Origin of the sequence: Sorangium sp. So ce381, assembly GCF_051473845.1 — a bacterium.
In the GTDB taxonomy this organism is placed as follows: Bacteria; Myxococcota_A; Polyangia; order Polyangiales; family Polyangiaceae; genus Sorangium; species Sorangium atrum.
On the sequence record NZ_CP150336.1, the window covers coordinates 7,648,572 to 7,673,119 of the forward strand.

At 71.6% G+C, this 24,548-nt stretch carries 17 protein-coding genes; 9 read left to right on the plus strand and 8 right to left on the minus strand.

The features are described 5' to 3' along the window. Positions 1-433: 433 nt before the first annotated feature. Positions 434-1,807 (plus strand): extracellular catalytic domain type 1 short-chain-length polyhydroxyalkanoate depolymerase, encoded by a 1,374-nt coding sequence (locus WMF29_RS28330; protein ID WP_437323260.1) that lies wholly within the window; start codon positions 434-436, stop codon positions 1,805-1,807. Positions 1,808-1,908: 101 nt separating this feature from the next. Here the strand turns inward: WMF29_RS28330 and WMF29_RS28335 are convergent, their stop codons facing one another. Beyond that, entirely contained in the window at positions 1,909-2,793 is an 885-nt protein-coding gene (locus tag WMF29_RS28335; RefSeq protein WP_437323261.1) for a hypothetical protein, read from the minus strand. 89 nt (positions 2,794-2,882) lie between these two features. On the opposite strand from WMF29_RS28335, the gene WMF29_RS28340 reads away from it, so the two are divergent. From WMF29_RS28340 to WMF29_RS28350, 3 genes are all read left to right on the plus strand, one after another. After that, a complete protein-coding gene (locus tag WMF29_RS28340) occupies positions 2,883-4,478 on the plus strand; it encodes an SOS response-associated peptidase (RefSeq protein WP_437323262.1) in 1,596 nt (531 codons plus the stop codon). 480 nt (positions 4,479-4,958) lie between these two features. Next, entirely contained in the window at positions 4,959-5,738 is a 780-nt protein-coding gene (locus tag WMF29_RS28345; RefSeq protein WP_272094172.1) for a HAMP domain-containing protein, read from the plus strand. Positions 5,739-5,763: 25 nt separating this feature from the next. Continuing rightward, positions 5,764-6,222: a tellurite resistance TerB family protein gene (locus tag WMF29_RS28350; protein ID WP_272094173.1), complete on the plus strand. Its 459-nt coding sequence runs from the start codon at positions 5,764-5,766 to the stop codon at positions 6,220-6,222. 48 nt (positions 6,223-6,270) lie between these two features. Here WMF29_RS28350 and WMF29_RS28355 read toward each other — a convergent pair whose 3' ends face one another. The 3 genes from WMF29_RS28355 to WMF29_RS28365 all read right to left on the minus strand — a co-directional run bounded on the left by WMF29_RS28355 (position 6,271) and on the right by WMF29_RS28365 (position 9,689). Beyond that, the gene (locus WMF29_RS28355) at positions 6,271-7,953 is read right to left on the minus strand and encodes an NFACT RNA binding domain-containing protein (RefSeq protein ID WP_437323263.1); all 1,683 of its coding nucleotides are present in this window, start codon (positions 7,951-7,953) and stop codon (positions 6,271-6,273) included. Between the two features lie 16 nt (positions 7,954-7,969). Then, complete coding sequence (locus WMF29_RS28360; protein WP_437323264.1) at positions 7,970-8,782, minus strand: hypothetical protein; 813 nt, start codon at positions 8,780-8,782, stop codon at positions 7,970-7,972. A 169-nt stretch (positions 8,783-8,951) separates the two neighbouring features. Beyond that, entirely contained in the window at positions 8,952-9,689 is a 738-nt protein-coding gene (locus WMF29_RS28365) for a hypothetical protein (RefSeq protein ID WP_437323265.1), read from the minus strand. 125 nt (positions 9,690-9,814) lie between these two features. Here WMF29_RS28365 and WMF29_RS28370 point away from each other — a divergent pair, with 125 nt between their 5' ends. Together WMF29_RS28370 and WMF29_RS28375 are read left to right on the plus strand one after the other, a co-directional pair. Beyond that, positions 9,815-10,558 carry a formylglycine-generating enzyme family protein gene (locus tag WMF29_RS28370; RefSeq protein ID WP_437323266.1) on the plus strand — a complete coding sequence of 248 codons (744 nt, stop codon included), beginning with the start codon at positions 9,815-9,817 and terminating at the stop codon, positions 10,556-10,558. Between the two features lie 305 nt (positions 10,559-10,863). Beyond that, positions 10,864-13,635 carry a DUF5916 domain-containing protein gene (locus WMF29_RS28375; protein ID WP_437323267.1) on the plus strand — a complete coding sequence of 924 codons (2,772 nt, stop codon included), beginning with the start codon at positions 10,864-10,866 and terminating at the stop codon, positions 13,633-13,635. Between the two features lie 4 nt (positions 13,636-13,639). On the opposite strand, the gene WMF29_RS28380 is transcribed toward WMF29_RS28375, so the two are convergent. The 4 genes from WMF29_RS28380 to WMF29_RS28395 are packed head-to-tail and all read right to left on the minus strand — an operon-like array spanning position 13,640 to position 20,528. After that, positions 13,640-14,821 (minus strand): ATP-grasp domain-containing protein, encoded by a 1,182-nt coding sequence (locus WMF29_RS28380; RefSeq protein ID WP_272094180.1) that lies wholly within the window; start codon positions 14,819-14,821, stop codon positions 13,640-13,642. 30 nt (positions 14,822-14,851) lie between these two features. After that, positions 14,852-15,874 (minus strand): hypothetical protein, encoded by a 1,023-nt coding sequence (locus WMF29_RS28385; protein ID WP_272094181.1) that lies wholly within the window; start codon positions 15,872-15,874, stop codon positions 14,852-14,854. After that, positions 15,871-19,617: an ATP-binding cassette domain-containing protein gene (locus WMF29_RS28390; protein WP_437323268.1), complete on the minus strand. Its 3,747-nt coding sequence runs from the start codon at positions 19,615-19,617 to the stop codon at positions 15,871-15,873. The genes WMF29_RS28385 and WMF29_RS28390 overlap by 4 nt, the downstream gene beginning before the upstream one ends. Beyond that, entirely contained in the window at positions 19,614-20,528 is a 915-nt protein-coding gene (locus WMF29_RS28395; protein WP_437323269.1) for a phytanoyl-CoA dioxygenase family protein, read from the minus strand. The genes WMF29_RS28390 and WMF29_RS28395 overlap by 4 nt, the downstream gene beginning before the upstream one ends. A gap of 127 nt (positions 20,529-20,655) precedes the next feature. On the opposite strand from WMF29_RS28395, the gene WMF29_RS28400 reads away from it, so the two are divergent. From WMF29_RS28400 to WMF29_RS28410, 3 genes are all read left to right on the plus strand, one after another. Beyond that, entirely contained in the window at positions 20,656-21,666 is a 1,011-nt protein-coding gene (locus WMF29_RS28400) for a methyltransferase (RefSeq protein ID WP_437323270.1), read from the plus strand. 172 nt (positions 21,667-21,838) lie between these two features. Beyond that, complete coding sequence (locus WMF29_RS28405) at positions 21,839-22,903, plus strand: cupin domain-containing protein (protein ID WP_437323271.1); 1,065 nt, start codon at positions 21,839-21,841, stop codon at positions 22,901-22,903. 281 nt (positions 22,904-23,184) lie between these two features. Further along, positions 23,185-24,042, plus strand: a complete 858-nt coding sequence (locus WMF29_RS28410; RefSeq protein ID WP_437323272.1) for an aminotransferase class I/II-fold pyridoxal phosphate-dependent enzyme — start codon at positions 23,185-23,187, stop codon at positions 24,040-24,042. The last annotated feature ends 506 nt before the right edge of the window (positions 24,043-24,548 follow it).

The window sequence follows — 24,548 nt, forward strand, 5'->3', positions numbered from 1 at the left end:
GCACCGGGCTTTGCCTCCTCCTGCGCCTTCACGTCGACGGTCGCGCCATGGCTCCAGACGGGGCACACGCAGGGGAAAGGAGGCGTTGCAGGTGGGCTCGGCTGGGATGACATCAGGGCGCGCTCCGGAAGACGCCCGTCCGCGGCGCGCCTGGCTCGCACCCCCCCTGGGATGGATGCCAGCCGATGCCGTCTCGTGTTGGCTCCGGCGGCCGGGCCTGCTCAGACCACGAGGGCTGCTCGGCGGGGCATCCCACCCGCTGGTGTGATTACGACGGCGGTCAACCTCCGTCACCGAACGACGCCGGGCAGCACATGCCGTGGATGCCGCAGGAAGTCTGGGTCTTCGTGAGTCGATCCTAGATTCATAGCTCGCGAAGCAAAGCGGCGCTGGCTTGCGTACCAGGTTGGCGTTGATATAGAATCTCTGCCCGATGAATCACTTCCAAAATCACGTTCTCGGATTCGCATCGCTCTCGTTGGCGCTGCTTGTCGCGCTCCCCGCGCGCGGCGCGTCGCTGCAAAAAGTCAACCAGAGCGAATGGGGGGCGGACGGCCTGCCCAGCTACGTCAACATGTACATTTACGTGCCTGACAAGCTGGCGAGCAAACCTCCCATCGTCGTCGCTCCCCATCATTGCCAGGGCAACGGCCAGGGGACGTTCAGCGAGATGTCGAGCCTGGTTTCCATAGCGAACACCAGCGGCTTCATCATGATCTTCCCGGAGGCCACCGGGCAGAACTGCTGGGACGCGGGATCGAAGCGATCGCTCGCCCACGGTGGTGGTGGCGATACGGGAGCCATCGTCCAGATGGTGAAATACGCGCTCGCGAAGTACAAAGGCGATGCGGGCCGCGTGTACTCGGTCGGCGGGTCATCGGGCGGCATCATGACCGAGGCGCTGCTCGGTGTGTACCCCGACGTGTTCATGGCCGGCGTGTCGCTCATGGGCGTTCCGTGTGGCTGCTGGGCCGAGGGCTACAACGACGTCACCGGGACGGGGAGCTCGGCCCAGTGGAGCGGGCCCTGCGGGGGCGGCAACGTCACGAAGACCGGGCAGCAGTGGGGAGACCTCGTTCGTTCCTACTATCCCGGTTACACCGGCCATCGCCCGCGCCTGCAGCATTGGCATGGCACCGCCGACACGGTCCTCAACTACAAGAACATGGCGGAAGACGTCAAAGAGTGGACGAACCTTCTGGGGTTGAGCGCGACCGCGGATGGGACCGACACGCCAAAGCGTGGAACCACGCGCCAGTTCTGGAAGAGCTCTTGCGGCTACACGGTCTACGAGGCGTTTTCGATGGACGGCGTCGGGCACGCTGTGCCGTTCGACGGACCCGCCGTCGCCGCCTATTTCGGCCTCGACAAGGCCGGCGGCCAGGATCCAGAGACGGCAGCGTGTCCCGGCGCTGTTCCCGGGGGCGACGGCACCGATGGCGCGGGTGGCGCGGGTGGCGCGGCGGGAACCGGTGGTGCGGGTGGCGCACCCGGAACCGGGGGCGCGGGTGGCGCACCCGGAACCGGTGGTGCGGGCGGCGCGGCCGGAACCGGTGGCGCGGGCGGGGCCATGGAAAGTGGCTCGAGCGGCAGCGTAGGCAGCGGCGGCGCGATTGACGCCGGTTCCGGGGGAGCGAATGGACAAGACGCCAGCTCGGGAGCTGGCGACTCGACGGAAGGAGACAGCTCGAGCTCCGGTTGCAGCTGCACCGTGGGCAACGACGCGAGAGACTCGGGCGCCCAGGCGGGGCTCCTCCTCGCGGCGCTTGGAGTGCTGCTCGGTCGCCCGAAGCGCCGCCCGCGCTGAACGCATAAGACCCCTGCCGTTTTCGGCGCCGTGCCCTCCACGGCGCGTCCGCCGTCTTCTTCTGCTCCACGTCGCGCTCAAAGGCGGCGGGCTTCCGAGCGCTACCAGTCGTTTCCGGCCTCGAACTGCGGGACGCAAGCGCGGGCGAAGGTGTCGGGGTCGTCGGCGCGGCAGGGGTCGGCGCGGCGGAAGCCGGTGAAGGTGATGTCGGCGGTGGCGATGTCGCGGGCATCGCCGCTCGCGGAGTCGAAGCAGTAGAGCTCGCCGTCGCCGCTGAGGTAGGCGCCGCTGACGAGGGTTTCAGTGGCGCCCTGCTGGGCGAGCTTGGCGATGAGGACGCTCCAGCCGACGTGCAGGTAGAGCGTGTCGCCGGCTCGAGCGTGATCACCGGTCACCTCGACGACAGGCTCGCCCTCGAGCGTGCCGGTGATGGCGTAGCTGCCCTGAAGGCAATCGTGGCAGTAGCGGAGCTCGCCCGGGACGACGTCGCCGCTGCAGGTCAGCGCGCCCAAACCGCCAAGCTCGACGGCGGCATAGCGTCCGTTTCGCACGGCGCGCGCCTCGCCGGCTGCGCAGAGGAGCTGACCATGGCTCGCGATGAGGGCACTGCTCAGCGGGCGCACCTCCCGATCTTCGAAGGGCGCGCTGCCGGAGCCCTTCGACCAGATTCCGGTGAGAAAGTCGATGGGACCACGCAGGGCGTCGCCGCGGAACGTCTGCCACGAGGTGGGCGAGAGCAGCCTGTCCTTCTGCCAATTCTCGGTGCCGTCGTCGGCTCCCGACACCTCGAGCAGCGGAGCGTCGCAGACGGGGAGCACATCGTCCGCCGGCGCGAGCACGACTTGCCGACCGCCCGCCGCGCCCCCTTCCCCGCCCAGCCCCGCTTCGCCGCCCGCGCTCCCCGCCTGCTCGTGCGCGTCACGCGGGCTGTTGCCACATCCCCAGAGCAACGCCGCCCCGAACCACACGAACCTCATCGATGTCATGCCGACCCGGCTTAGCAAAGGGCGTGCTCGTCCTACGCAGCCGCGGAAATGCCGCCGGCCGCAGCCAGCAGTGAACGCACCGTCACAACGTGACGCGCCGCAGGCACATCCCTCGTCTACGCCACCCTGACGCTCGCGCAGAGGATCTCGACCACAAGCCGTTGTGGCGTGGCGCGCTCGAGCGCTATCGTTGGTTTGTGCCGGCGACCGGTTGGCGAAAGTTCAAGGCCGAGGGTGAGAAGAAGCAGCCGTATCAATTTCGGCTGTCACGGCATTTGTTCGCGTTTGCCGGCTTGTGGTCGCGCTGGACGTCGCCGGATGGTGAAGTCGTCGACTCGTGCGCGCTCGTGACGACCGCGCCGAACGCCCAAGCCGCCGAGGTGCATGAGCGCATGCTGCTGGTGATGGAAGAAAGCGCCGCGAGCGCGATGAACCTCCGGTCTTACGCGACCGTCGTCGCGATGGCATGGCTGGCCGCGTGCAGCAGCGGCTCGAGCGAGCCGCCTCTACCATCGCCGTCGGGCGGAGCAGGCGGTACGTCGGCGGCCGGCGCCTCGTCCGTGGCAGGTGGCTCGGGCGGGAGCGCAGCACAAGCAGGCGGTGCGGGGGCGAGCGGCGGCGCTGGGGCTGTCGCGGGCTCGACCGGCGTAGCTGGCACCTCGAACGGTGGCGGAGCCGCCGGCGGCGCCGGGGGCGGTGGTGCGAGCGCGGGGGCGGGCGGCGCCGGCGCGTGCCCGGCGGGCTCGACGCAGCTGTCGCCGTGGCCCGGCGAGGCCGAGGTTCGCACGCTCGACAGCGAGGACGCGTTCGAGAGCGATCTGAGCGGGCTGACCTACGAGGCGCCCGGAGTGCTGTGGGCGACCAACAACCTCTCCTCCAAGCTGTTTCGGTTGCTGAAGAGCGGAGGGAGCTACGCGCCGGACACGTCCAATGGCTGGGCGTCCGGCAAGCGGCTACGTTATCCGAACGGCCAGGGCACGCCCGACGCGGAGGGAGTGACGCTCGCCGCCACGAGCGCCGCGGGCGTCTACGTGTGCGCCGAGCGCGACACGGACAATCCGTCCGTGAGCCGGCTGTCCGTGTTGCGCTATGACGTGAGGGCCGCCGGAGCGACGCTGACCGCGACTCACGAGTGGAACCTCACCGCGCTCTTGCCCGAGGTCAACGCGAACGCGGGTCTGGAAGCTGTCACCTGGGCGGCCGACAGCTTGCTCACGGCGCACCACTTCTTCGACGAGAGCAAGGCCCGAGTTTATGTCCCGAGCGACTACGGCGAGCACGGCGCCGGCCTGTTTCTGGTGGGCGTGGAAGAGACCGGCAAGGTGTATGCTTTCGCGCTGAATCACGAGAGCGGCGCGGCCACCTTGGTGGCCAGCATCTCGACGCCGCTCGCGGGCGTGATGGGGCTCGAGCTCGACCGTGATACAGGCAGCTTATGGGCTACCTGCGACGACACGTGCGACAACCAAGCCGCCGTGTTCGGTATCGACGACGCGCTCGGACGCTTCGTGCTGGAGCGGCGTTTCACGCACCCCAGCGGGCTGCCGGACTCCAACAACGAAGGCATCGCGATCGCGCCGGACGCGGAGTGCAGCGGCGGCGTCAAACCGTTCTTCTGGACCGACGACGCCGATGCCGACGGCTTTTCGGTGCGCGAAGGCTCGCTCGCCTGCGGTTGCCTCTAGCGACTGAAGGTCGTGTGGTGGAGCGGCAGCGCCTCGGGCGCCGGAAAGAACGCCCCCCGAGCCCGCTCTGGAGCCCGTCGCTCGTGGCGATGAGATCGGGAGTGATCGGGGTGCCCGTGCCGCTGCTCTTCCTGAGCTGGGCCGGGCCGAACGACGCCTCCCGCGGCTCCGACGACCTCCTGCGCCCCGACTGGGCCCGACAGGAGCGCACACGGTGCCCCGGCCGGATGCGCCGTCATCACGTGGCCCCTCTGCGTCGATGCCGCGCCGGCCCCGGATAACCAGCGCCGCGGCCTCATGGGCCTTACAAGCCGCGAACCGCGTCGGAGCCCCCGCCCGCGGATTGGCCCTTGCGACCGGCGCACGGAATGCTGTACCACGGAGACCGCAGTGCGTTTTCGTGGGGGGTCGCACCGGCGCGGCCCGCTCCTGGTCTATCCTGGGGACGCGACGATACCGCACGCCCGCTGACGAGCCCTCATGACCTCACCTGCCCAGGATCGCGCCACAGCCCGCCCGGCATCCCGCCGCAAGCTGCTCCTGAACCCGCGATTCCAGCTCAAATACACCGGGCTCCTGGTCTCGGTGGTGCTCGCCGTCATGGTGGCGCTGGGACTCGTCATCTGGCAGACCGCGAGCGTCGCGAACGAACAGGCGCGTTACGCGGCGACCCAGGCGGAGCTCGCGCTCAAGGAGGCGGCGAACAGCGCCAAGATCCTCAAGATGAGCACCGCCGCCATGGGCGGCGACGGCGCCGAGCTCGGCAGCACCCTCGACGAGGAGCTCGAGAAGACGAACCGCGAGTACGAGCGCAACCTGGCAGAGGTCGCGAGGCGGCGCGCCGACGTCGAGGCGCTGCAAGGTCGCCTCCTCGGCATCCTCGTCGGCGGCGGCGCGTTCCTGCTCGCCGTCCTCGGCGTGCTCGGGATCTTCATCACCCAGCGCATCGTGGGGCCGGTTCACCAGATGAAGCGCCTGTGCCGCCAGGTCGGCACGACGCGGCTCACCATCGGAGAGGGGCTGCGGAAGGGCGATGAGCTCGGAGACCTGTTCGACACGTTCGTGCAGATGACCTACTCGCTCAAGGCGCTCCAGACAGGCAGGCTCGCCTCGCTCGACGCGGCCATCCAGCGGGCCGAGGCCGAGTCGGCCTCGGCCGAAGTGCTCGCGGGGCTGCGCGCGCTGCGGGCGCAGCTCTGCCTCGGCCTCAGCGAGTCCGAGACGGTGCGGCGCCGCGCTCCGAAAGGTGGTGAGTCATGAGGCGAATCGCCGGGGCGGAGGCGACATGAAGCCTCCCGAGCTGATCCAGCAGGCGGCCGGCTTGCTCCGAGCCCGCTTCGATCTCAACGAGTACAACCCGACCCCGATCGTCGACCTCGGCGCGCTCGTGGCGAACGCCGATGGCACCGTCGACGCCGAGGAGATCGACGCCCTGCGGCAGCTGATCGAGCCGATGCTGGGCGCCCAGCTCAACGCCGAGCTCGTCCGCTACCTCATCGAGGCGAGCCTGAAGGTGATCGCGGCGGCGGGCGTCGAGCCCCGGGTGCGCCTGCTCGCGGAGATCCTCATGGACTGCGACGCGGTGGAGGAAGGCATCCTCATCGCGCTGGCGGTCGCCCACGCGAGCGAGGGGATCTCCGACGCGGAGCGCGCGGTCATCGAGCTGCTCGCCCGCGCGGCCGAGCTCCCCGCGCGCCGGCTCGATCAGCTGAACGAGCAGGTCCGGGCGGCGTTCGCCGCCTGACGGCGGCATCCGCCGAGGGATAAAGGCCTTGGCAGACCGTGCGTGGCGTCAGCCCTCTTCCTTGGTCGCGAGCAGCCGCGAGAGGCGATCGCCCTCGATGCGGACGGCGATGACCTTCTCCCGGTCGAAGACCACCGCGCCCGGGGCCGCGCCGCGCGGCTTGCGCACGTAGCGGCGCTGGACGTAGCTCACCTCGCATACCGCCTCGCCGCGCGCGTCGCTGAAGTGCGCCGCCAGGGTCGCGGCGTCCACGAGCACGTCCGCCGGGCAGCTCGCCCCCTTCGCGAGCGGCACGACGACGTGCGAGCCCGTGACGCCCTTTGCATGAAGCCAGAGGTCGTGCGGGCGCGCGTGCTTCGTCGTCAGCGCGTCGTTGTCCTCGGCGCCTCGGCCGACGAGGATCGCGGCGCCGGACGCGCTGCGGTAGGCGTGGAACGGCCGCCGCGGCGCGGGCCGCCCCGCCCCGGGGGCGCGGGCGCCCGGCGGCCTGGGCTCGCCGGCGCCCGCGAGTTCCGCGCGCGAGACGCCGAGGGAGCGGGCGCGCTGCGCGAGCGGCTCGATCGACTCGGGCCGCGCCTCCGCCGCGGCGACGTCCGCATCGAGCGCGGCGATCGCCGAGAGGGCGCGCTCGGTGTCGGCGAGGCGGGCGCGCATCACCGCCTCGCCGCGCTGGTAGCGCCGCGCCTTGGCGAAGAAGACCTCGGCCTGCGCCTTGGCGGGGCGCGACGGGTCGAGCGCGACCTCGATCTTGCCGCCGGTCTCCCAGTCGTCGAGGAGCGCCTTCGCGGCGCCCCGCGGCACGCGGGCGGCCTGCGCGAGCAGGAGCTGCCCCGTCTTCTGCAGCCGCGCGACGCTGCCCAGCCGCCCGAGATCGCCGCGCACCGCCTCGGCCCTGCGCTCGAGCGCCGCGCGCCTCGCCTTCACGGCGCGCGCGAGCGCGGCCTTCTCCTGCCCGGCGGCGGCATCGTCGCTCGCCTCGACCAGCGCCGCGCCGGCGGCGAGGGGATCCGCCGGGTAGGCGATCGCTGCCGGCGGGGCGCCCCCCTGAGGCGGCCAGCGGAGGATCAGGTGGCCGGCGGCGTCGAGCAGTCGCGCCTCGCCGCGGCGTCCTGGAGCGAGTTCCAGCCGCGCCCCCGGGGACGATCCCAACCTGGGTGGGGGTGCTACCGGCACCGACCCGGGTTCGGGCGCCACCAACCCCAACCCGGGTTCGGGAACTGCCGCCGGCCCCAACCCGGGTTCGGCCGCGGCCAACCCCAACCCCGGTGCCGCCGGCCCCAACCCGGGTTCGGCCGCGGCCAACCCCAACCCCGGTGCCGCCAACCCCAACCCGGGTTCGGCCGCGGCCAACCCCAACCTGGGTGCGACCTTCGCACTCCCTCGGTCATTTTCCACCATGACCGCATCGCCACCCTCCGCGACGATCACGATCCCGTCGCTCCGCACCTCGATCGCCAGCACGCGGCGGCCGACCAGGTGCGCCCTCATGGCGGCGACGAGCGGGTGCGACGCGCCGGCGCGGAGCCGGGGCAGCCTCGGCAGGATCCCTGCCCCCACCACGCGTGGTCCGATGCCGGCGCCGAGCACGCGCCGCGTCCCGTCGTAGACGGCGAGCGCGACGAGCCCCGTCGCCGGGTTCGCGTGCGCCGCGTCGATCCGCGCCCCCACGCAGCGCGCGAGCGCCTCGGCGAGCGCCCCGCCCTGCGCCGCGCCCCCCGGGTGGTCCTCCATGGCGAACGCGGCTCGTTCAGCGCAACGCTTCGAAGTACGGCCCGCAGCAACGCAGCCCGAGATCGCACGCCGGGCCGCGGTCCTCGCACGAGGCCACCTCTTCACCGTTGACGAAGCAGGAGCAGACGGTCCTGCCGGCGCCCTGGGCGCGGCACTCGGCCGCGACGACGAAGCCCTGGCACGCTCCCTTGCAACTGCAGGCCCTGTCGCGATCGCCGGCGCACTCGATCCCCGGGCAGCCGTCGCCGTTCACGCACACGTCATACTCGTCCAGGAACCGCTGGCACCGGGGCCCGACGACGTCGCAGTCGAACCTGCCGTTCGTCAGGCAGTCGAAGAACGGGATGAGCAGATCGTTGCACTGGGGCGCCTGGGCCAGCTCCGTGTCACACGTCGTCCCGCAGCCGCCCGGCTCCGACGCTCCACACGCCTCCGCGTAACGCTCGCAGAAGCGCACGCACGCCGACCAGGCCTCGCCGCCGCCCGCCCCGCTGGAGGCGCTCCCTGTCCCCGACGTGGCCATCCCGGTCGCGCCGGTGCTGACCGCGCTGGAGCCGCTCCCGCCGATGCCGCCCCCACCGGTGCCCACCGCGCTGGAGCCGCCCACGCCGACGGTCACCCCGGTGGAACCGCCCACGCCGGAGCCGCCCACGCCGACGCTCACCGAGACCGCACCCGTGCTGACCGCGCTGGAGCCGAACGCGCCCGTGCTGACGGCGCTGGAGCTCGTCGCCCCGGCGCCTCCCGACCCGTCGGGCATCCCATCGACGACGACGTTGCCACCGCACGCGCTCCCCCACGCCAGGGCGGCAAGCGCAGCGGTACGCATCCTGAGCATCGTCATTCCCATGGACCGCGAGAATACCCCAGGTGCGCGCCCGGGCGCGAGCGCCGCGTCGATCCGCGCCCCCCGCAGCGCCCGATCGTCTCGGCGAGCGCTCCGCCCTGCGCCGCGCTCCCCGGCTGGTCCCCCATGGCGGACGCCGCGCGGGCGTCCCTCAGCGAAACTCGTCGAAGAACGGCTCGCAACAGCCATGGGCGAGCTCGCACGCCGGGCCGACATCCTGGCACGTGGCCAGCTCCTTGCCGTTGACGAAGCAGGAGCAGACGAACCCGTCGCGCATGTCGGGGTGGCACTCGACCCCCAACGACGCGTTCGGGCACGAGCCATTGCAGAAGCAGGCCCGGTTGAAATCGGTGAAGCACTCGAGCGGCGAGCAGCGGCCGTTGCCCCGGCACTCGTCGTACTTGGCCAGGAACGGCTGGCAGCGCTCCAGGGCGAAGTCGCAGTCGACGCCGCCGTTCGCCGCGCAGTCGAAGAACTGGGAAAGCAGGTAGTTGCACTGGGGCGCCTCGCCCAGATACTGCTTACAGAACCCCTCGCACTGACCCGGCTCCACCTGCTCGCAGGCATCCGTATAGGTCTCGCAGAACTTCATGCACATCGCCCAGGAATCGCCGCCGCCCGCCCCGGTGGAGGCGCTCCCTGTCCCTGACGTGGCGGTCGCGCTGGTGCTGACCGCGCTGGAGCCGCCAACGCCGGCGCCGACCGCGCTGGAGCCGCCCACGCCGACGCTGACCGCGAGCGCGCCCGTGCTGACCGCGCTGGAGCTCGTCGCCCCGGCGCCTCCTGATCCGTCGGGCATCCCGTCGACCACCACGTTTCCACCGCAAGCGCTTCCCCAGGCCAGGGCGGCGAGCGCAGCGGCGCGCATCCTGAGCAGCGCCATTCCCATGGGCCGCGAGAATAGCCCAGGTGCGCGCCCGAGCGCGAGCGCGGCACAGGCGCGACGGGCGGATCGAGGCGAGCCGCCGCGCGGCCTCTCGTCCGCCGCGCCGCTTTGCGATAGAGACCCGCCGCGTGCTCCTCGACCTCCTGCTCGCCCCGCTGCTCGCCCAGGCTGACGCGCCACCCCGGCCCGGACCCGCCGCGTCCTGCCCGTCCGACATGGTGCTCGTCGAGGGCACCCACGCCGAGAACGTGCAGCGGATCTGCACGAGCTACCGCGGCGGCCACTGCTTCGACTTCTTCCCCGGCCTGTTCGCCGCCGAGCCGCGCTTCACGCCGGTGCGCACGTGCATGGACCGCCACGAGTGGCCGAACCGGGCCGGCGCGCTGCCGGTCGTGATGCTCCGCTTCATCGAGGCCGAGCGGGAGTGCGCCGCCGTCGGCAAGCGCCTCTGCACCGAGTTCGAGTGGGAGCTCGCGTGCGAGGGGCCGTCCGCGCTCCCCTTCCCCTACGGCCACGCGCACGATCCGGCCGCCTGCAACGTGAGCAAGCCGTACCGGGGGATCAGCGAGCGGCGGCTCGCGTCCGACGACCCGGCGGTGCGGGCCGCCGAGACGCAGCGGCTCTGGCAGGGAGAGCCGTCGGGCTCGTATCCGGCGTGCGTGAGCCCGTACGGCGTCGTCGACCTGGTCGGCAACGTCGAAGAGTGGGTGTCGACCTCGCGCCCCGAGTGGCCACACCGCTCGTCGCTGAAGGGCGGCTACTGGTCCAAGCCGTGGGCCGGGTGCCGGGGGACCAACGACTCGCATGGACCGATGTTCCGGTTCTACGAGATCGGGTTTCGCTGCTGCAAGGATCCGCGGCCAGGACCGTAGCGCAGGGCCCCCCGAGGGCGAATCGGCGAGAAAATCGGTCGTCGATTGCACGGAGCGGAGATGACCGGTATGCCCGCCCTCTCGGCGCCCCGATGACTACGATCGAGACCTCGATCAATACCACCACCGCCGAGCAATCCACCTCATCGCAATTCCCGGTTTGCCAGTGATCGGTGCGGCTCGGCAGGCGCGGATCGGCCGACTCGCATGCACCTCGGCAGGGGGCGACTCGACCCGCAGCCTGCCGCTCCTGCCGGCGGCGTTTGCGCTTCCTCCTCCCCGCCGCGCTCGACTATCCTCGGCGCGTGATCCTGGAGACGCGGCTTCGCCGCCGCCCGACGGGCGCCGCCGCCACAATCCTGCTCGCCGTCGCCGCCTCGTGGGGCCCGCGCCCAGCGGCGGCCCAGACCGACTCGGCGCCCGCGCCGCCGCCAACGCCGTCAGGCGTGACCACGACGGACCCTTCCTCCGAGCGACCCCTGACCAACCCGGCGCCGGAGCGCTCCTCGCCGCCCAGCCCTAGCCCCGCAGCCCCGGCGCCCCTGCCGACCTCGGTCGGGCGCCCCCGCATCGCCGCCGCGCGGGCCCGTACGCCCCCCGCCGTCGATGGCGCCCTCAACGACGCTGTATGGGCCAGCGCGACGCCGAGCGACGCCTTCGTCCAGAAGTTCCCCGACGAGGGGGGCTCGCCCGTCGAGCGGACCCTCGTGCGCGTCCTGTACGGGGACGACGCGCTCTACGTCGCCGTGGAATGTGAGCAGCGCTCTGCCCCGCTCCGCGCCCGGCTGACCCGCCGCGATCGGGAGATCGAGTCAGACTACGTGCGTGTCGCCATCGACAGCCGCTCCACGGGGACGAGCGCCTTCGAGTTCGGCGTCAACGCGGCCGGAGTCCTCTACGACAGCCTTCGCTACAACGACACCGAGATCTCCGCGGACTGGGACGAGGCCTGGGAGGCTCGGACCGCCCGCACGGCTCGGGGATGGACGGCCGAGATGCGCATTCCCTACCGCATCCTCCGGTTCGACGCGGCGCCCGACATGGCATGGGGGTTTCAGGTCCGGCGCTACGTGTCCGCGCGCCAGGAGACGGACGAATGGGCCTTCATCCCACGAGCCGTCGGCGGCGAGGTCTCCCACTATGGTCGCCTCACCGGCCTGCGCGACGTGCCCTCGCGCGTCGAGCTCGCGCTGCGCCCGTTCGCGCTGGCGCAGATCCGCAAGCGTGATATCGACCCCGCCGTCGCTGACAGCGGCGTGGATGGATCCGCGTCGGCGGGGCTCGACCTCGCATGGAACATCACCGAGGACCTCACGCTCGACGCCACCGTCAACCCCGACTTCGCCCAGGTCGAGGCGGACCAGCGCGTCCTGAACCTGACGAACTACGAGGTCCTGTTCCCCGAGCTGCGCCCCTTCTTCCTCTCGGGGATCGACGCGTACTCGACGCCCATCCAGGTGCTCTACACGCGCCGCATCGGGCTCGCGCCGCCGTGGCCCGCCGTGCGCACCGACGCGCCCTACGGGGAGCGCCTCGCCGACGTGCCCGGCCCGACGACCATCCCGTTCGCCGCCAAGCTCGCCGGCACGCTCGGGCCCTACTGGTCCATGAGCGCGCTCACCGCGACGACAGCGCCCAACTCGGTCGAGATCGCCCCCGCGACGGGCCCCAGGGAGCTGCGCCTCACGGAGCCATCGGCCCTCTACGGCTTCCTCCGCGTGAAGCGCGAGCTCGGAGACAACGCGCATGTCGCGCTCCTCGGCACAGCCGCCCTGCGCGGCGAGCCGGGGCACGTCCCCGAGCTCCTTTCGGGCTCGGCCGCCTATCCCAGCGTGCCCGGGGAGGCCGCCGCGCCGCCCAGCCAGCTGTGCCCCGACGGGTCTGTCACCGAGGTGGGAGCCCGGTGCTTTCGAAATGCCTTCGTCGGCGGGGTGGACGGGCGCTGGCGCTCCCGCGGAGGAGATTACACCATCAAGGGCCAGGCCATCGCCACCGCGGTGACCGCAGGACCGGAGCAGCGCCTCCGAGACGGCACCGTCATCGCGTCGGGAGACGTCGCGCCCGGCGCGCTCCTCGATCTTATCAAGGATGGCGGTGAGCACTGGGTCGGCGAGCTCTACGGCGACATCTACGCGCCCAAGGTGGCGCTCAACGATCTCGGGTACCTCCAGCGGCAGAACCTCCAGCGCCTGGGCATCAACATCGAATACCGCACGCTGAAGCCGTGGTGGGCGACGCTCGAGACGCACACATCCCTCTTCGGCAGCTACAAGAACAACTTCGACGGACTGGCGCTCGCGCGCACGGTCCAGGTCGAGACATCGTGGAAGCTCCGCGGCTACTGGAGCGTCCTCGCCAACGTCGCGCTGATGGGCGCGTACTTCGATGATCGGGAGGTGGGCGACGGCACCGCGCTCGAGCGCGCGCCGGCCATCGAGACGGTGCAGACCATCTCGACCGACCCGCGCGCCCCGGTCGCCGGGAAGCTCACCTCCACGCTGCAGTTCCGCGGGAACGGGAGGAACGTGGGGTTTGACGGCGAGCTGAACCTGCGCCCCGTCTCTCAGCTCGAGCTCGATCTCCTCTCGAGCGTGTTCCTGACCGACGGGGAGCCACGGTACGCCGGATCGGGCCCCGGCCCGGACGATCTGCTGTTCGGCCGCCTCTCGGCGCGCAGCGTCAGCGGGACCGTGCGCTCGACGTTCACCTTCACGCCACGGATCACGCTGCAGGCCTACGGGCAGCTGTTCCTCGCGTCGGCGCATTTCTCGGACTTCTCCGCGTCCTCGGCGACGCGCGGCGACGGGGCGCCGCGCGTCGTCACGCTCGAGTCCCTGCAGCCCGCCGCGCCCCCCGCGATGAACCCCGATGTCGAGGAGGTGGCGCTCAACGTGAGCGTGGTGTTCCGGTGGGAGTACGCCCTGGGATCGACGCTCTATGTCGTGTACACGCGGGCGCAGGCGCCCCTCGTCGAGCTCGCCGAGGGGGCGATCGCGACGCTCCGCCCCTCGCTGCTCGGCGCGGCCCCGGCGGTGGACGTAGGGCTCGTCAAGCTCTCCTATTTCCTCCCGCTCTGACGGGTCACGCGCGGACGAAGCGAACCCTCGCGTGCGCCGCGGAGGCGCGGGAGATGGCCTCTTCGCGCGAGGCGCCCGTCGCGATCACGTACCCCTGACGCGAGTCGCTGGAGAGGATCGGACCGAGCGCGTCGCCCGGCTTCGCCGAGCAGGAGACCCGGACCACGCCGGGCATGGCGCGCGCCTCGTCGAGGCCCTCGATGGCCTGAAGCGCGCCCCCGTCGACCGCGAAGAACCGGACCGCCGCCGCCTCGGCGACGGGACGGCGGGGCTCCTGCGGCAGGCCGACGAGCGCCCGCACGGTCTCTTTCACGAAATCGACCCCGCGCGTGAGGAGCGCGAGCTCCCAGATGAAGTCGCCGCCAGGGCGCGTGTTCGACTCGATGATCCTGGGCCCCCTGGAGGACAGGCGGAGCTCCGTGTGAGCCGGACCGTGCCGGTGCCCGATCCGGTCGAGGAAGCGGAGCACGCACGCAGAGATGCGCTCCGCCTCCGAAGGATCGAAGCGCGCCGGCATCTGGTGCCCCACCTCGACGAAGCCCGGCTCGCCCGTGGTCAGCTTCTCGGTAATGGCGACGACCTCGTGCCGCCCGTCCACGCTCTGCGTCTCGACGCTGATCTCCTCGCCGTCGATGAACTCCTCCGCCATCAGGGGGAGCACCCCCGCGGCCGAGCTCCGGTCCCACGCGGCGCGCAGGCCCTGCCCGTCCCTCACCATCGAGACGCCCTCGCTCCCCGAGCCGCGCGCGGGCTTGAGGATGAGGGGGCCCGAGATCTCGGCGTGGAAGCGCTCGAGGTGCTCGAACGATGGACACTCGGAGAAGCGCGTCGTGCCGACGTCGCCGCCGGCGAGGAGGCGACGCATCTCGACCTTGTCGCGGGTCGCACGGACGGCGCCCGGCGGGTTGCCCGGGACGCCGAGGGCCTCGCAGACCGCGGCAGCCGGCTCGAGACCGTACTCCGTGAAGGAGAGGGCCGCCGACACGGGCTCGACGGCGTGGACGGCGCGGGCGAGCTGCAGCGTCTCGTTCAGATCTTCATAGTTGAAAACAAAGAGCCGAGTCGCCGACTCCACCTGTTGCGGTGTCGCCATGGCGCGACTCTGGAACACGGTCAGCTTGACGCCGGTCGAGGTGATCCGCCCGACGGTATCCTCGTGTCCACCCACCAGAAGCACGTGTGCCATTGTGACCTTCTCCCCGCGGCGCGGGGCTCTTCACTCGAGCGTGAAATCGCCGGCCGCGCGCGCCTCGTCGTCGTCCAGGCCGAGCGCCTGGACGGCCGCCGCGCGCAGGGTCGTGAGCTCCGCGCGCGCGGCGGCGGGCGCGTATACCCAGTTCTCCAGGAGGCGGAAACGGTTCGCGCCGAGCTTGCGCTTGGCCGGGTGGCCACCTCGCCCGAGGTGGACCTCCCGCAGGCCCGCCCGCTCCGCCAGCCGGTACATCTGGAGCGTCTCGGCGATGTAGAGGTTCTGGCCGCCCGGCACCCTCGCGCGATCGATCCCCTGCACCATCTGGAAGAGCTGGCCCCTCGTCCTGTCGATGAAGTTCACGGACGCCTGCACCGCCTCGCCGGTCGCGCGCTCGCGACGCAGGCAGAGCAGCAGGTGCGGGCCGAGCGCGGACGCCGCGATCGCCGCGAGTGTCCCTTCGTCGTAGAAGTTCCGCGCGTGCCCGTACTTCTCGATGTTCATGCCGTGCAGCCGCGCCACCTCGCGCATGGCTGCCGGGTCGCGCAACGCCTCCTCGCCCTCCAGGAACACGAGGTCATAGGTCTCCTCGGCGCGCCGCACGAGGCGCGCGAGCTCCTTGCGCTGGTGCAAGGAGAGGCGCTCGGCGAGCGCGGCGTCCACCCCATCGCGCAGATCGACGATCGCCTCGATGAACCACGGGAGCGCGAGGAACCCGGCGTCGCGGAGCGCCGCCCTGTCCGAGGTGCGGCGCACGGTGGGCACGAGCAGCTGCGCGGCCCCCAGCGCGCGCGCCCGCGCGCGCGCCTCGGCGATGGCGTCCGCCGACGGCGCCACGCTCGAGAAGTTGTAGAAATAACCGCCGAAGACCAGCGTCCGCTCGTGGTCCACGGCAGGGCAATCGACCTGGAACCGACGGACCCAGTGCATGATCTGCTGGAGCGGCAGCGCCGGCCCGGAGAGCTCGTAGAGGCGCACGAACAGCGCTTCGAAGACCCCGAGCGCCAGCTCGGACTCCAGCAGCGTCGCCGCTCCGGGCTGGCCGGTCACGCGTCACCTTCGACGAAGGGCGCGAGCGCCGGCAGCACGGCTTGCGCCGCGCCCGCGGCGTTGACGACCTTCACGACCTCGCCGCGATCCATGATGAGGACCCGGTCGACGCCGCGGAGCGCCTCGAGGCGATGCGCGATGATGATCACGGTGGTGTCGGACAGCGCGGTATCGAGCGCGTCGAGGAGGCGCCCCTCGCTCTCGACGTCGACGCTGGCGGTCGCCTCGTCGAGCACCACGACGCGCGAGCCGCGGAGGAGCGCCCGCGCCAGGCACACGAGCTGGCGATGGCCGGCGCCGAGCCGGGCCGCATGCCCGCCCATGTCGCTGTCGAGCCCGATCCCCTGCGCCGAGAGCGCGTCCCGCACGCCGGCGCTGGAGAGGGCGCGCCAGAGGGCCTCGTCATCGTGCTGGCCCCGCGGATCGAGGTTCGTGCGCAAGGTCCCGCCGAACAGCACCGGATCCTGGGGCACGACAGTGAGACGCGAGCGCAACGCGTCGACCGGCACGCTCATGATATCGACTCCTTCCACCAGGATCCGGCCGGCCTGGATGGGCGCGGTCCGCAGCAGCGCCGCCACGAGGCTGCTCTTCCCCGAGCCCGACCGCCCCACGACGCCGATCTTCTCCCCGGGACGCGCGGTGAACGAGACGCCGCGCAGCGCGGGGACGATGCCATCTCGATAGGCGAGCTCGACCCGATCGAACTCGACGCTCCCCTCCATCGGCCAGGTCGTCTCCGCGGCGGATGCCCCGCGAGCCTCGGGGGCGAGCCGCGAGAACTCCCGCACGCGCTCGAGCGCCGTCATGCTGATCTCCAGCTCCGCGCTGGCATGCACCGCGCGCTGGAGGCTGCTCGTGATGGTGAGCACGTACGTCACGGCCAGGCTCCCCAGCGCCAACGACCCCCACCCACGCAGGGCGATGGTGAGCAGCGCCGTGGTCCCCAGGAGCACGGCCCCGAGGGCGTCCAGGTTGAAGGAGAGCCAGCGCTCCAGGCCGAGCTGCGCGTACGCGGTGCGCTGGGCCTCGGCGACGCGCGCGAAGAAGCGCGCGTCGAAATGGCCCTCGCGCCGGAGGGTCCGGACGCACGGGAGGCCCACCCACACCTGCTCGACGCTCGACAGGAGGGGCGCCTGAGCCACCGCGTCGAGGCGCGCGACCTCGCGCGACGCCAGGCGGAAGCGCCGCTGCACCCGCAGGTACACGGCGAGGAGCGGCGCGAGCACGAGCAGCGCATAAGGCGAGCTCACGACCACGACGGCCAGGGCGGAGGCGAGCGCGAAGAGGACGTTGAGCGTGTCGAGGGCGGCAGGGACCACGGCCGTGTCCACGGCGCGCTGATCGCGGGTGAAGCGGTTCAACACCCGGCCGATGGGCGTCGCGTCGAAGAACGCGAAGGGCGCGTGCGCGACGCCGCTCAGCAGCCTGTCGTGCCATCTCCTGGCCGCCTCGACGCCTCCGCGCGCGACGATCAGCGAGCGCGCGAACGTAGCGATCGCCGCCAGCGCCCCGAACAGGGCATATCCCTCGACGACGGCGCGCGCGGGCGTGCCGGGGGCGCCGGAGCGGAGCGCCAGCCAGGCGTCGCCGCCGACGGCGAGCAGCTCACGCAGGATAAAGAGCACGGCCACCGCGGCCGCGAAGCCCAGGGGGCCCATGGAGCGCAGGTAGTCGCGGTAGACGTCGAACGGCACGGCGCCCGCCGCCCGCTCCTCGTCGCCCGCGGCCTCCTCGTCCTCACCCGCCGGCGCCGGCGCGGCGCGCCCGTCGTGCCCGCTGGCCGGCGACGCGCTGTCCTGGGACACGACGCCGCCCCTCGCGGCCCGGACCTCCTCCGCGGGCCCGGCGGACGCGGTGGCCCGCGCGATCTCGTCGAGGCGGGCGAACGCTCCCCCGGCGCGCAGGAGATCGTCCGGGCGGCCTTGCTCCACGATCGCCCCCCCGTCGAGCACCACCACGCGGTCCGCGCGCCGGGCGTAGTGCAGGCGGGTCGTCGCGAGGACGCGCGTCCGGCCTGCCATCTCGCCCAGCACAGCGCGCTCGAAGACCTGATCGGCGAGCCGCTCGTCGAGCGCGCTCAGCGGGTCGTCGAGGAGGACGACCTCCGCGTCCGCGTACGCCGCGCGGGCGAAGCTGACGCGCTGGCGCTGCCCGCCCGACAGGCTCGCTCCGGCGTCCGCCACGGCCGTGGTGTCGCCGCCCGGGCGATCTCGTACGTCGACGTCGAGCCCAGCGGCGGCGAGGACGCGCCTGTACCGCCCGTCGTCCAGCGGCGCTCCGCAGAGGACGTTGTCGCGGATGGACTCGCCGAGCACCCACGGCTCCTGCGGCGCGAAGGCGATGCGCCCCGAGACCTCCCGCTGGCCGGCGAGCAAGGTGGCCTCGCCCGCGATGGCCGTGAGCAGCGTCGTCTTGCCGCTGCCGGCCGCCCCGACGACGGCGACGAGCTCTCCCGGCGCGAGGCGGAGGTCGATCTGCCGCAGGACCGGCGCGCCTGCCCACGACACGTCCGCGCGCTCGAGCCGCACGGTCCCCGGGGGGGCCACCGCCGGCGCCGCGGGCGCGAGCTCCTCGATGGCGAAGAACGCCTCGATCCGCTGGAGCGCGACGCGGCCCTCGATGACCGACATGAGGAGACGCGGCAGGAAGAGGAGCGGCGGCCGGAGGATGCCGAGGACGGCAATCGTCGACATCACGATCGGCACGTCCAGGGCGCCGCCGAGCGCGGCGTGGACGGCGAACGTGACGAGGGCGACCAGGATCGGCCCGGTCTGGAAGACGACGTTGAGCGCCGCGAGGCCGAACGCCTTGCGATCGAGGAGCCGGAGCTCCCCGCGCCGCGCCTCCTCCACGCGGGCGAGCAGCACGTCCTCCCAGCCGTTCAGCTTCAGCGCGCGGATCCCGCGGAGCGCGTCCGAGAGGAGCCCCAGCCGATGATCCGTCTTCTGCGCGAGCTCGCTCGACACGCGCTCGAGGGCGCGCGCGAGGCGGTTCGTGATGGGCGTCATCGCCGCGAGGGCGAGGATGCCCGCCACGCTCGCGGCGCCGACGAGCGAGTAGAGCAGGAGCGCCGCGAGCACGATGATGCTCAGCGAGATGACGATGAGGGCGGCGTCCTCGATCGCCGTGCTGGCCCGGATGACGTCGTTCGATACCAGGTTGACGACCGTGCCCAGAGAGCCGCCGTGACGGGCGCGCGGGGCCGCCCGGAGGAGCTTGCGGAACGTGATGCCCGTGAGCGCCGCGCGCACGCGGAACGTCATCTTGCCGAGGACGAAGAAGCAGTGGTGGAGCAGCCCCCAGGCGCAGACGCTGCCGAGGAACAGGGCGGCGGTCAGCAGCAGGCCCTCGCGGACCGGCGCGTCGGGCGTCTCCAGCCACTGGAGGAAGCGCTCGAGCACGCCCGGGAGCGACACGCTCGACGCCGCGTGGGCGAGCCCGAGGCCGAGCGCGAGCGCGATGGCCGGCCCCGCCGTCGAGAGGAGCGCTCGCCCGAGGCGCCCGCCGTGCCGGCGGAGCGCCTCCTCGAGGGCGGCCGTCGACCGGCGCGGCGCCTCCTTCTCGTGGAGATCGAAGAGATCGTCAGCGGCCAGCGTCCTCGACGCCGCGCGGTCGAGGAGCGGCCCGACCCACGCGAACACGAGGCGTGACGCGATCGGGGAGCGCGCGTCGGGGGGCAGGCGCGAGGGCGCCGCGTCCTCCGCCGGGGAGCGCCGGGCGTCTTCCGCGGCGGCGGTCATAGCTGGAAGGCGGAGCGCTCGTCGTAGAAGCCCCCTCGCACCGCGGCGTGCCCTTCGATCGTGTGCTTTCCGGCGTCCTCGGCGACGAGGCGCTCGTACGCGTCCAGGGGGACCACGCGAAAGTCGATGCTCACGCGGGTCGTGTCCTCGCGGTTCTCCGCCGTCCCGTGCACCACGCGGGGATCGAACATCAGCAGATCGCCCCACCGCACGGGCACCGGCAGGCACGCAGCGCAGAGCTTGCCGCGGAGCGCGTCGTCCGAGACGAGCAGCTCATAGAACGCGGTGCGCCCCGTGCGGAAGCGCTCGAAATCGTGGCCGACGCTCGCCGCGAAGGCGCGCAGCACCTCGATGCTGGTCTCGAACGGCGTCGCCAGGAGGCAGGCCGAGCCCGCGGCGTCCGTCAGCGGGAGCCACATGTTGATTTGCTCGAAGTAGTCCCCCAGCAGGATGTCCGAGTGGTGGGCGAGCAGGGTGCCGTCCGGCGCGCGGAAGCGCTGGGGAGCCGGCACGGGGAAGTGAAAGCGGATCGTCGGAGTGCGCTCGAAGACGACGTCGAAGCCGAGCACCTCGCGCGCGACGAGCCGCACGAGGTCGTGGTATGCGGCGAGCAGGCCAGGCGAGGCGCTGGCGAGCTCGCAGGAGGGGCGACTCAGCCTCTCCGCCGTCCAGGCCTGGTCCTCCGCCGAGACGTGGTGGTGCAGCTCCTCCAGGGGAAGGGGGCGGCTCGTGAATCCCCGCTCCACGAGGTATTTCGCGGCCTCCTCGCGAAGCGGCGCGACCGCCTGCTGGAGGGGAACACGCCGGGGCCCACCGTCAAACAGCGCTGGCTGCGCGAGCGCCCGCTGGATCTTGCCGCTCGTATCGCGCGAGTCCGCCGTGGTGTCGGTCGTCGCCGGTCGTGAGTTCATCGGTCACTTGATCCCTTCCTAGCGCTCTTCTGCCGCGATAACATAAGCGGGGAAGCGGACGCGCGGCAAGGGTTGCGAGCCAACGCGCACCCAGAACGCAGCGGCGCCCTGAAGAAAGCCAAAGCCCATGCTCCCCAAGCTACCCGACAGAGACGCGCTCCGTCTCGCTGCCCATGGCTATTATTTCTCGTGTGCGCTCTATGCTGCCGTCAACCTGGGCATCGCTGACGCGCTGGCCGGAGGCCCGCGGACGGCGGCGGAGCTCGCCCAGCAGCTCGGCACCGACGCCGACGCGACCGAGCGCCTCCTTCGGCTGCTCGTGTCCGTCGATCTCTTCGCGCGCGACGCGGAAGGCCGAGTCTCCCTGACGCCCGTCGGAGCCTACCTGCGCTCCGATCACGAGCAGTCCATGGCGAAGGAGATTCGGATGTTCTCCGGCGGCGAGGTCTACCAGACGTGGGGGGACCTCCTCGAGTCCGTCCGGACCGGGCGCTGCGCCTTCGATCGGCGACGCGGCAAGCCGCTCTTCGAGTGGCTTCCGGAGCAGCCCGTCACGGCAGAGCTCTTCCACCAAGGCTGGCACGAGATCACGACCCGCGCGGCGCGTGAGACGGCGGAGGCGTACGACTTCACCGGCGTCTCGACGATCACGGACGTGGGCGGCGGGTATGGCATCTTCCTCGCGACCATCCTCGCCAAGCTCCCCGGGTTGCGCGGCGTCCTCTTCGACCTGCCCATCTCCGTCCGCGGCGCGCCGGACAACTTCCGGAGCCTGGGTGTGGCGGACCGGGTGAGCATCGTTCATGGCAACGCGGAGGAGTCCGTTCCCGCCATGGAGCTGTGCACGATGAAGAGCGTGCTCCACATGTGCACCGACGAGCAGTGCGTGCGGATCCTCTCGCGGTGCGCCGCGGCGCTGCCTCGAGGCGGCAAGCTCCTCGTCCTCGAGCGCGTCATCCCGGATCACGACGGGTACCACTGGAGCAAGCTCGTCGACGTGAACATGCTCGTGATGACGGGGGGACGCGAGCGCACGCGGGCCGAATACGCTCGCCTCTACGAGGCCTCCGGCCTCGAGCTGACCCGCTGCGTGGCGCTCGCGTCCGGCTTCGACATCATCGAGGGTCTGCGCGCTTGAGCCGCGGTCAACGCGTCGCCCCGCGCGGCGCTGGCCTCGCGGGGGCGGCGGGGCCTCGGGGGGAGGTCGAGCACGTTTTCAATCAGCAGGACATCCGCGACCGCCTGTGCACGCCCGCGATCGAGGAGCCATCAAGGCAGCTTGTCGAGGGCGTCGCGAGAGAGAAGAACACATGAGCAAGAGAACGTTGAACAAGGTCACCGTGATCCGGCGCGAGGCCATCCCGACGCTCCGCTCTGTCATCGTCGATGGAAAGGAGCACGGGCTCGGCCTCCACAAGGACTTCCGCCGGGATCCGGTCCTCTCCCAGTTCATCCCTGACAACACACGTCTCTCGATGGCGTGGGTCCACCTCGAGCCCGGCGAGACGCTCGACGCCCATGAGCACCCCATCGAGACGATGATCGTCATGTGTGCCGGTCAGGGTCGCATGTTCGGGGACGTCACGACCGAGCTCCTTGAGGGCGATGTCGTCGCCATCCCGCGGGGCTGCGCTCACGGCTTCGTGGGTGCGGGCACGCACGGCTACTGGGCGCTGTCCATCCAGTTCGAGGCGCGCGGGCTCTACGAGCGCCCCGACGACGCGCTCGTCTCGTTCAAGGACGAGAGCGCATCTCAGTACGAGGAGCTCTTGCGCCGCAACGACCGGTACATGGAGGAGCACAAGTCCAACGCGATCTTCCGCTTCGTCGAGAGCGAGCGCGTCAACGACGCCGCCCAACGCGGGCGGCTGATCGACACCATCCAGGTGTGGTCCGGCTACTTCCAGAAGGTCATCATGAGCCGCATGGTGTTCGGCCGCGACGAGCGTTATCTGGCCCTGGCGCGCCAGCATTTCGCGGGCGAGTACGGCCACGACGAGAACCTCGCAGCGAGCCGGCATGGCAAGGGGGCGCCGGTGTGGGATCCGCTGCTCGAGGCTTGCTCGGCGTGGTTCGCCTCCAAGATGCTGTCGATCGACGACGCGGAGAAGACCGTGCTCGTGCACCTCGTCCTGGAGGGCGCCGCGACGGTGTTTCACCGGGTCGCCCACCCCATCATGGCGAAGTTCAACGAGACAGACCACTTCGCCGTACATGACCTCGCGGACGACGGCCACCTCGAGATGGGGCTGGAGGTGCTGAAAGGGCTCTCGCCGGCTGCCTACGCGCGGTGTCTGCGCATCCAGAAGGAAGGGTGGGACATGCTGAACGCGCTCACCGCGCGGATGGCCGAGCTCGCCGAGGCGGCCGGTTGAGCCAGCGCGGCTCACCGCTCGCGCGGAGGACGCTGGCGGACGCCGGCCTGGCGCCCATCATCACAGGCTACCGGCCTGGCATCACGGAGCGGCTCTTCACCAACCCACATGGAGGCCAATGGGCACCCTATCCGTGCCCGGTCCCGGTCGAGCTCGCGCGGAGGTACGCCGTGGTCGTCGACCTTCTGGAGGAGGCTCGCCCCTCCATGGAGGCTCGCCCCCCGATGGAGGCTGGCCCCTCCATGGTGGAGGGCCGAGCCTCCATGGAGGCTGGCCCCTCCATGGTGGAGGGCCGAGCCTCCATCGACCCGGAGGGAGTCTTGTTCACGGCGGGCTCCATCGCCGGGATCGACCTCCTCGTCCGCTGCTTCTGCGAGCCCGGCGAGGACCGCGTGTGCGTCTCGACGCCGACGTTCCCCGCGTTCGCCCAGTACGCCAGGTTCCACGGCGTCGAGGTCGTGGATGTCCCGCTCGAGGGGCGCGATTTCAACGTGCTCAGGACAGAGGCGATGTCGGCGCTCGGCGCGAAGCTCACGTTCGTGTGCACGCCCAACAACCCCGTCGGGACGACGGTCGCGGCCGAGCAGGTGCTCGAGCTCGTCCAGCGCTCGCGCGGGCTCGTCGTGGTCGATGAAGCGTACGTGGAGCTCGCGGATGTCGGCTCGTTCGCGCGGCTCGTCTCCCAGTACCCGAACCTCGTCGTGCTGAGGACGTTCTCGAAGGCGTGGGGGCTCGCGGGCCTGCGGGCGGGCGTGGTGATCGCCGCCCCAGACGTGGTCCACACGCTGCGCGTCGTCCAGGACCCGTTCGCCTGCACGGCCCCCGTCCAGGCCGCGCTGGCCCGGGAGCTCCATCGCGTCGGCGAGCTCCGCGCCGTGCTGGCCCGGCTACGGGCCGAGCGAGCCGCTCTCGTGGCCGCACTCACGCGCTCGCCGGCTGTCGAGTATGTGTATCCCACATCCACCAACTTCGTCCTAGTCCGGCTCCGCCGCCCTGATGCGGTGTACGCCGCGCTGGAGCGGGAGCCGGACGTCTTCGCTGCGAATGCGCACGCGCATGTCCCGGGAACCCTGAAGGTTTCCATGGGTCGGCCGGACAACGACGCGCGCCTCCTCTCGTTTCTCCAGGCCCACGGCTGACCGCGGCACGCGCCGGCACGAACGGCGGCGTCGGCTGATTCCTGCGGAATCGAGGCCGAGGATGTGACGCCAACGCCCTGCGTCGTGCCAGCTGCGCCGGCACACAGGACGACCGGCCACTGGCCGGCCAGTCGGTGTCGCATGCGGCGGCCAGCGAGCGTTTCACGCGGACTCCAGCGCGCCGGAGCGCACGTCACCTGGGTTCCTTCGTGGACCTCGACCGCCGCGGCGGGCGTACCCGCCGGCGCTCTCCTGGCATGGGGCGTGCACAACAATCATGCACGCGCCAGCGGCCACCCATCAACTTGCTTCAGCGAGTCCCCAGCTGCGCGACAGAGTCGATCTAGCGGGCGCCTCACGGGCGCGTCTCTGCTGGTGAGATCGACGCGGTCGTGTGTCTGCGCGGGGTGCCCCACTGGACCGAAAGAGAGCATAGGTCGATGACAACGAAATCACGGATCGGCACGCACACCACCGCTCATGTAACCCAGAGTGAGGCTCGCTGT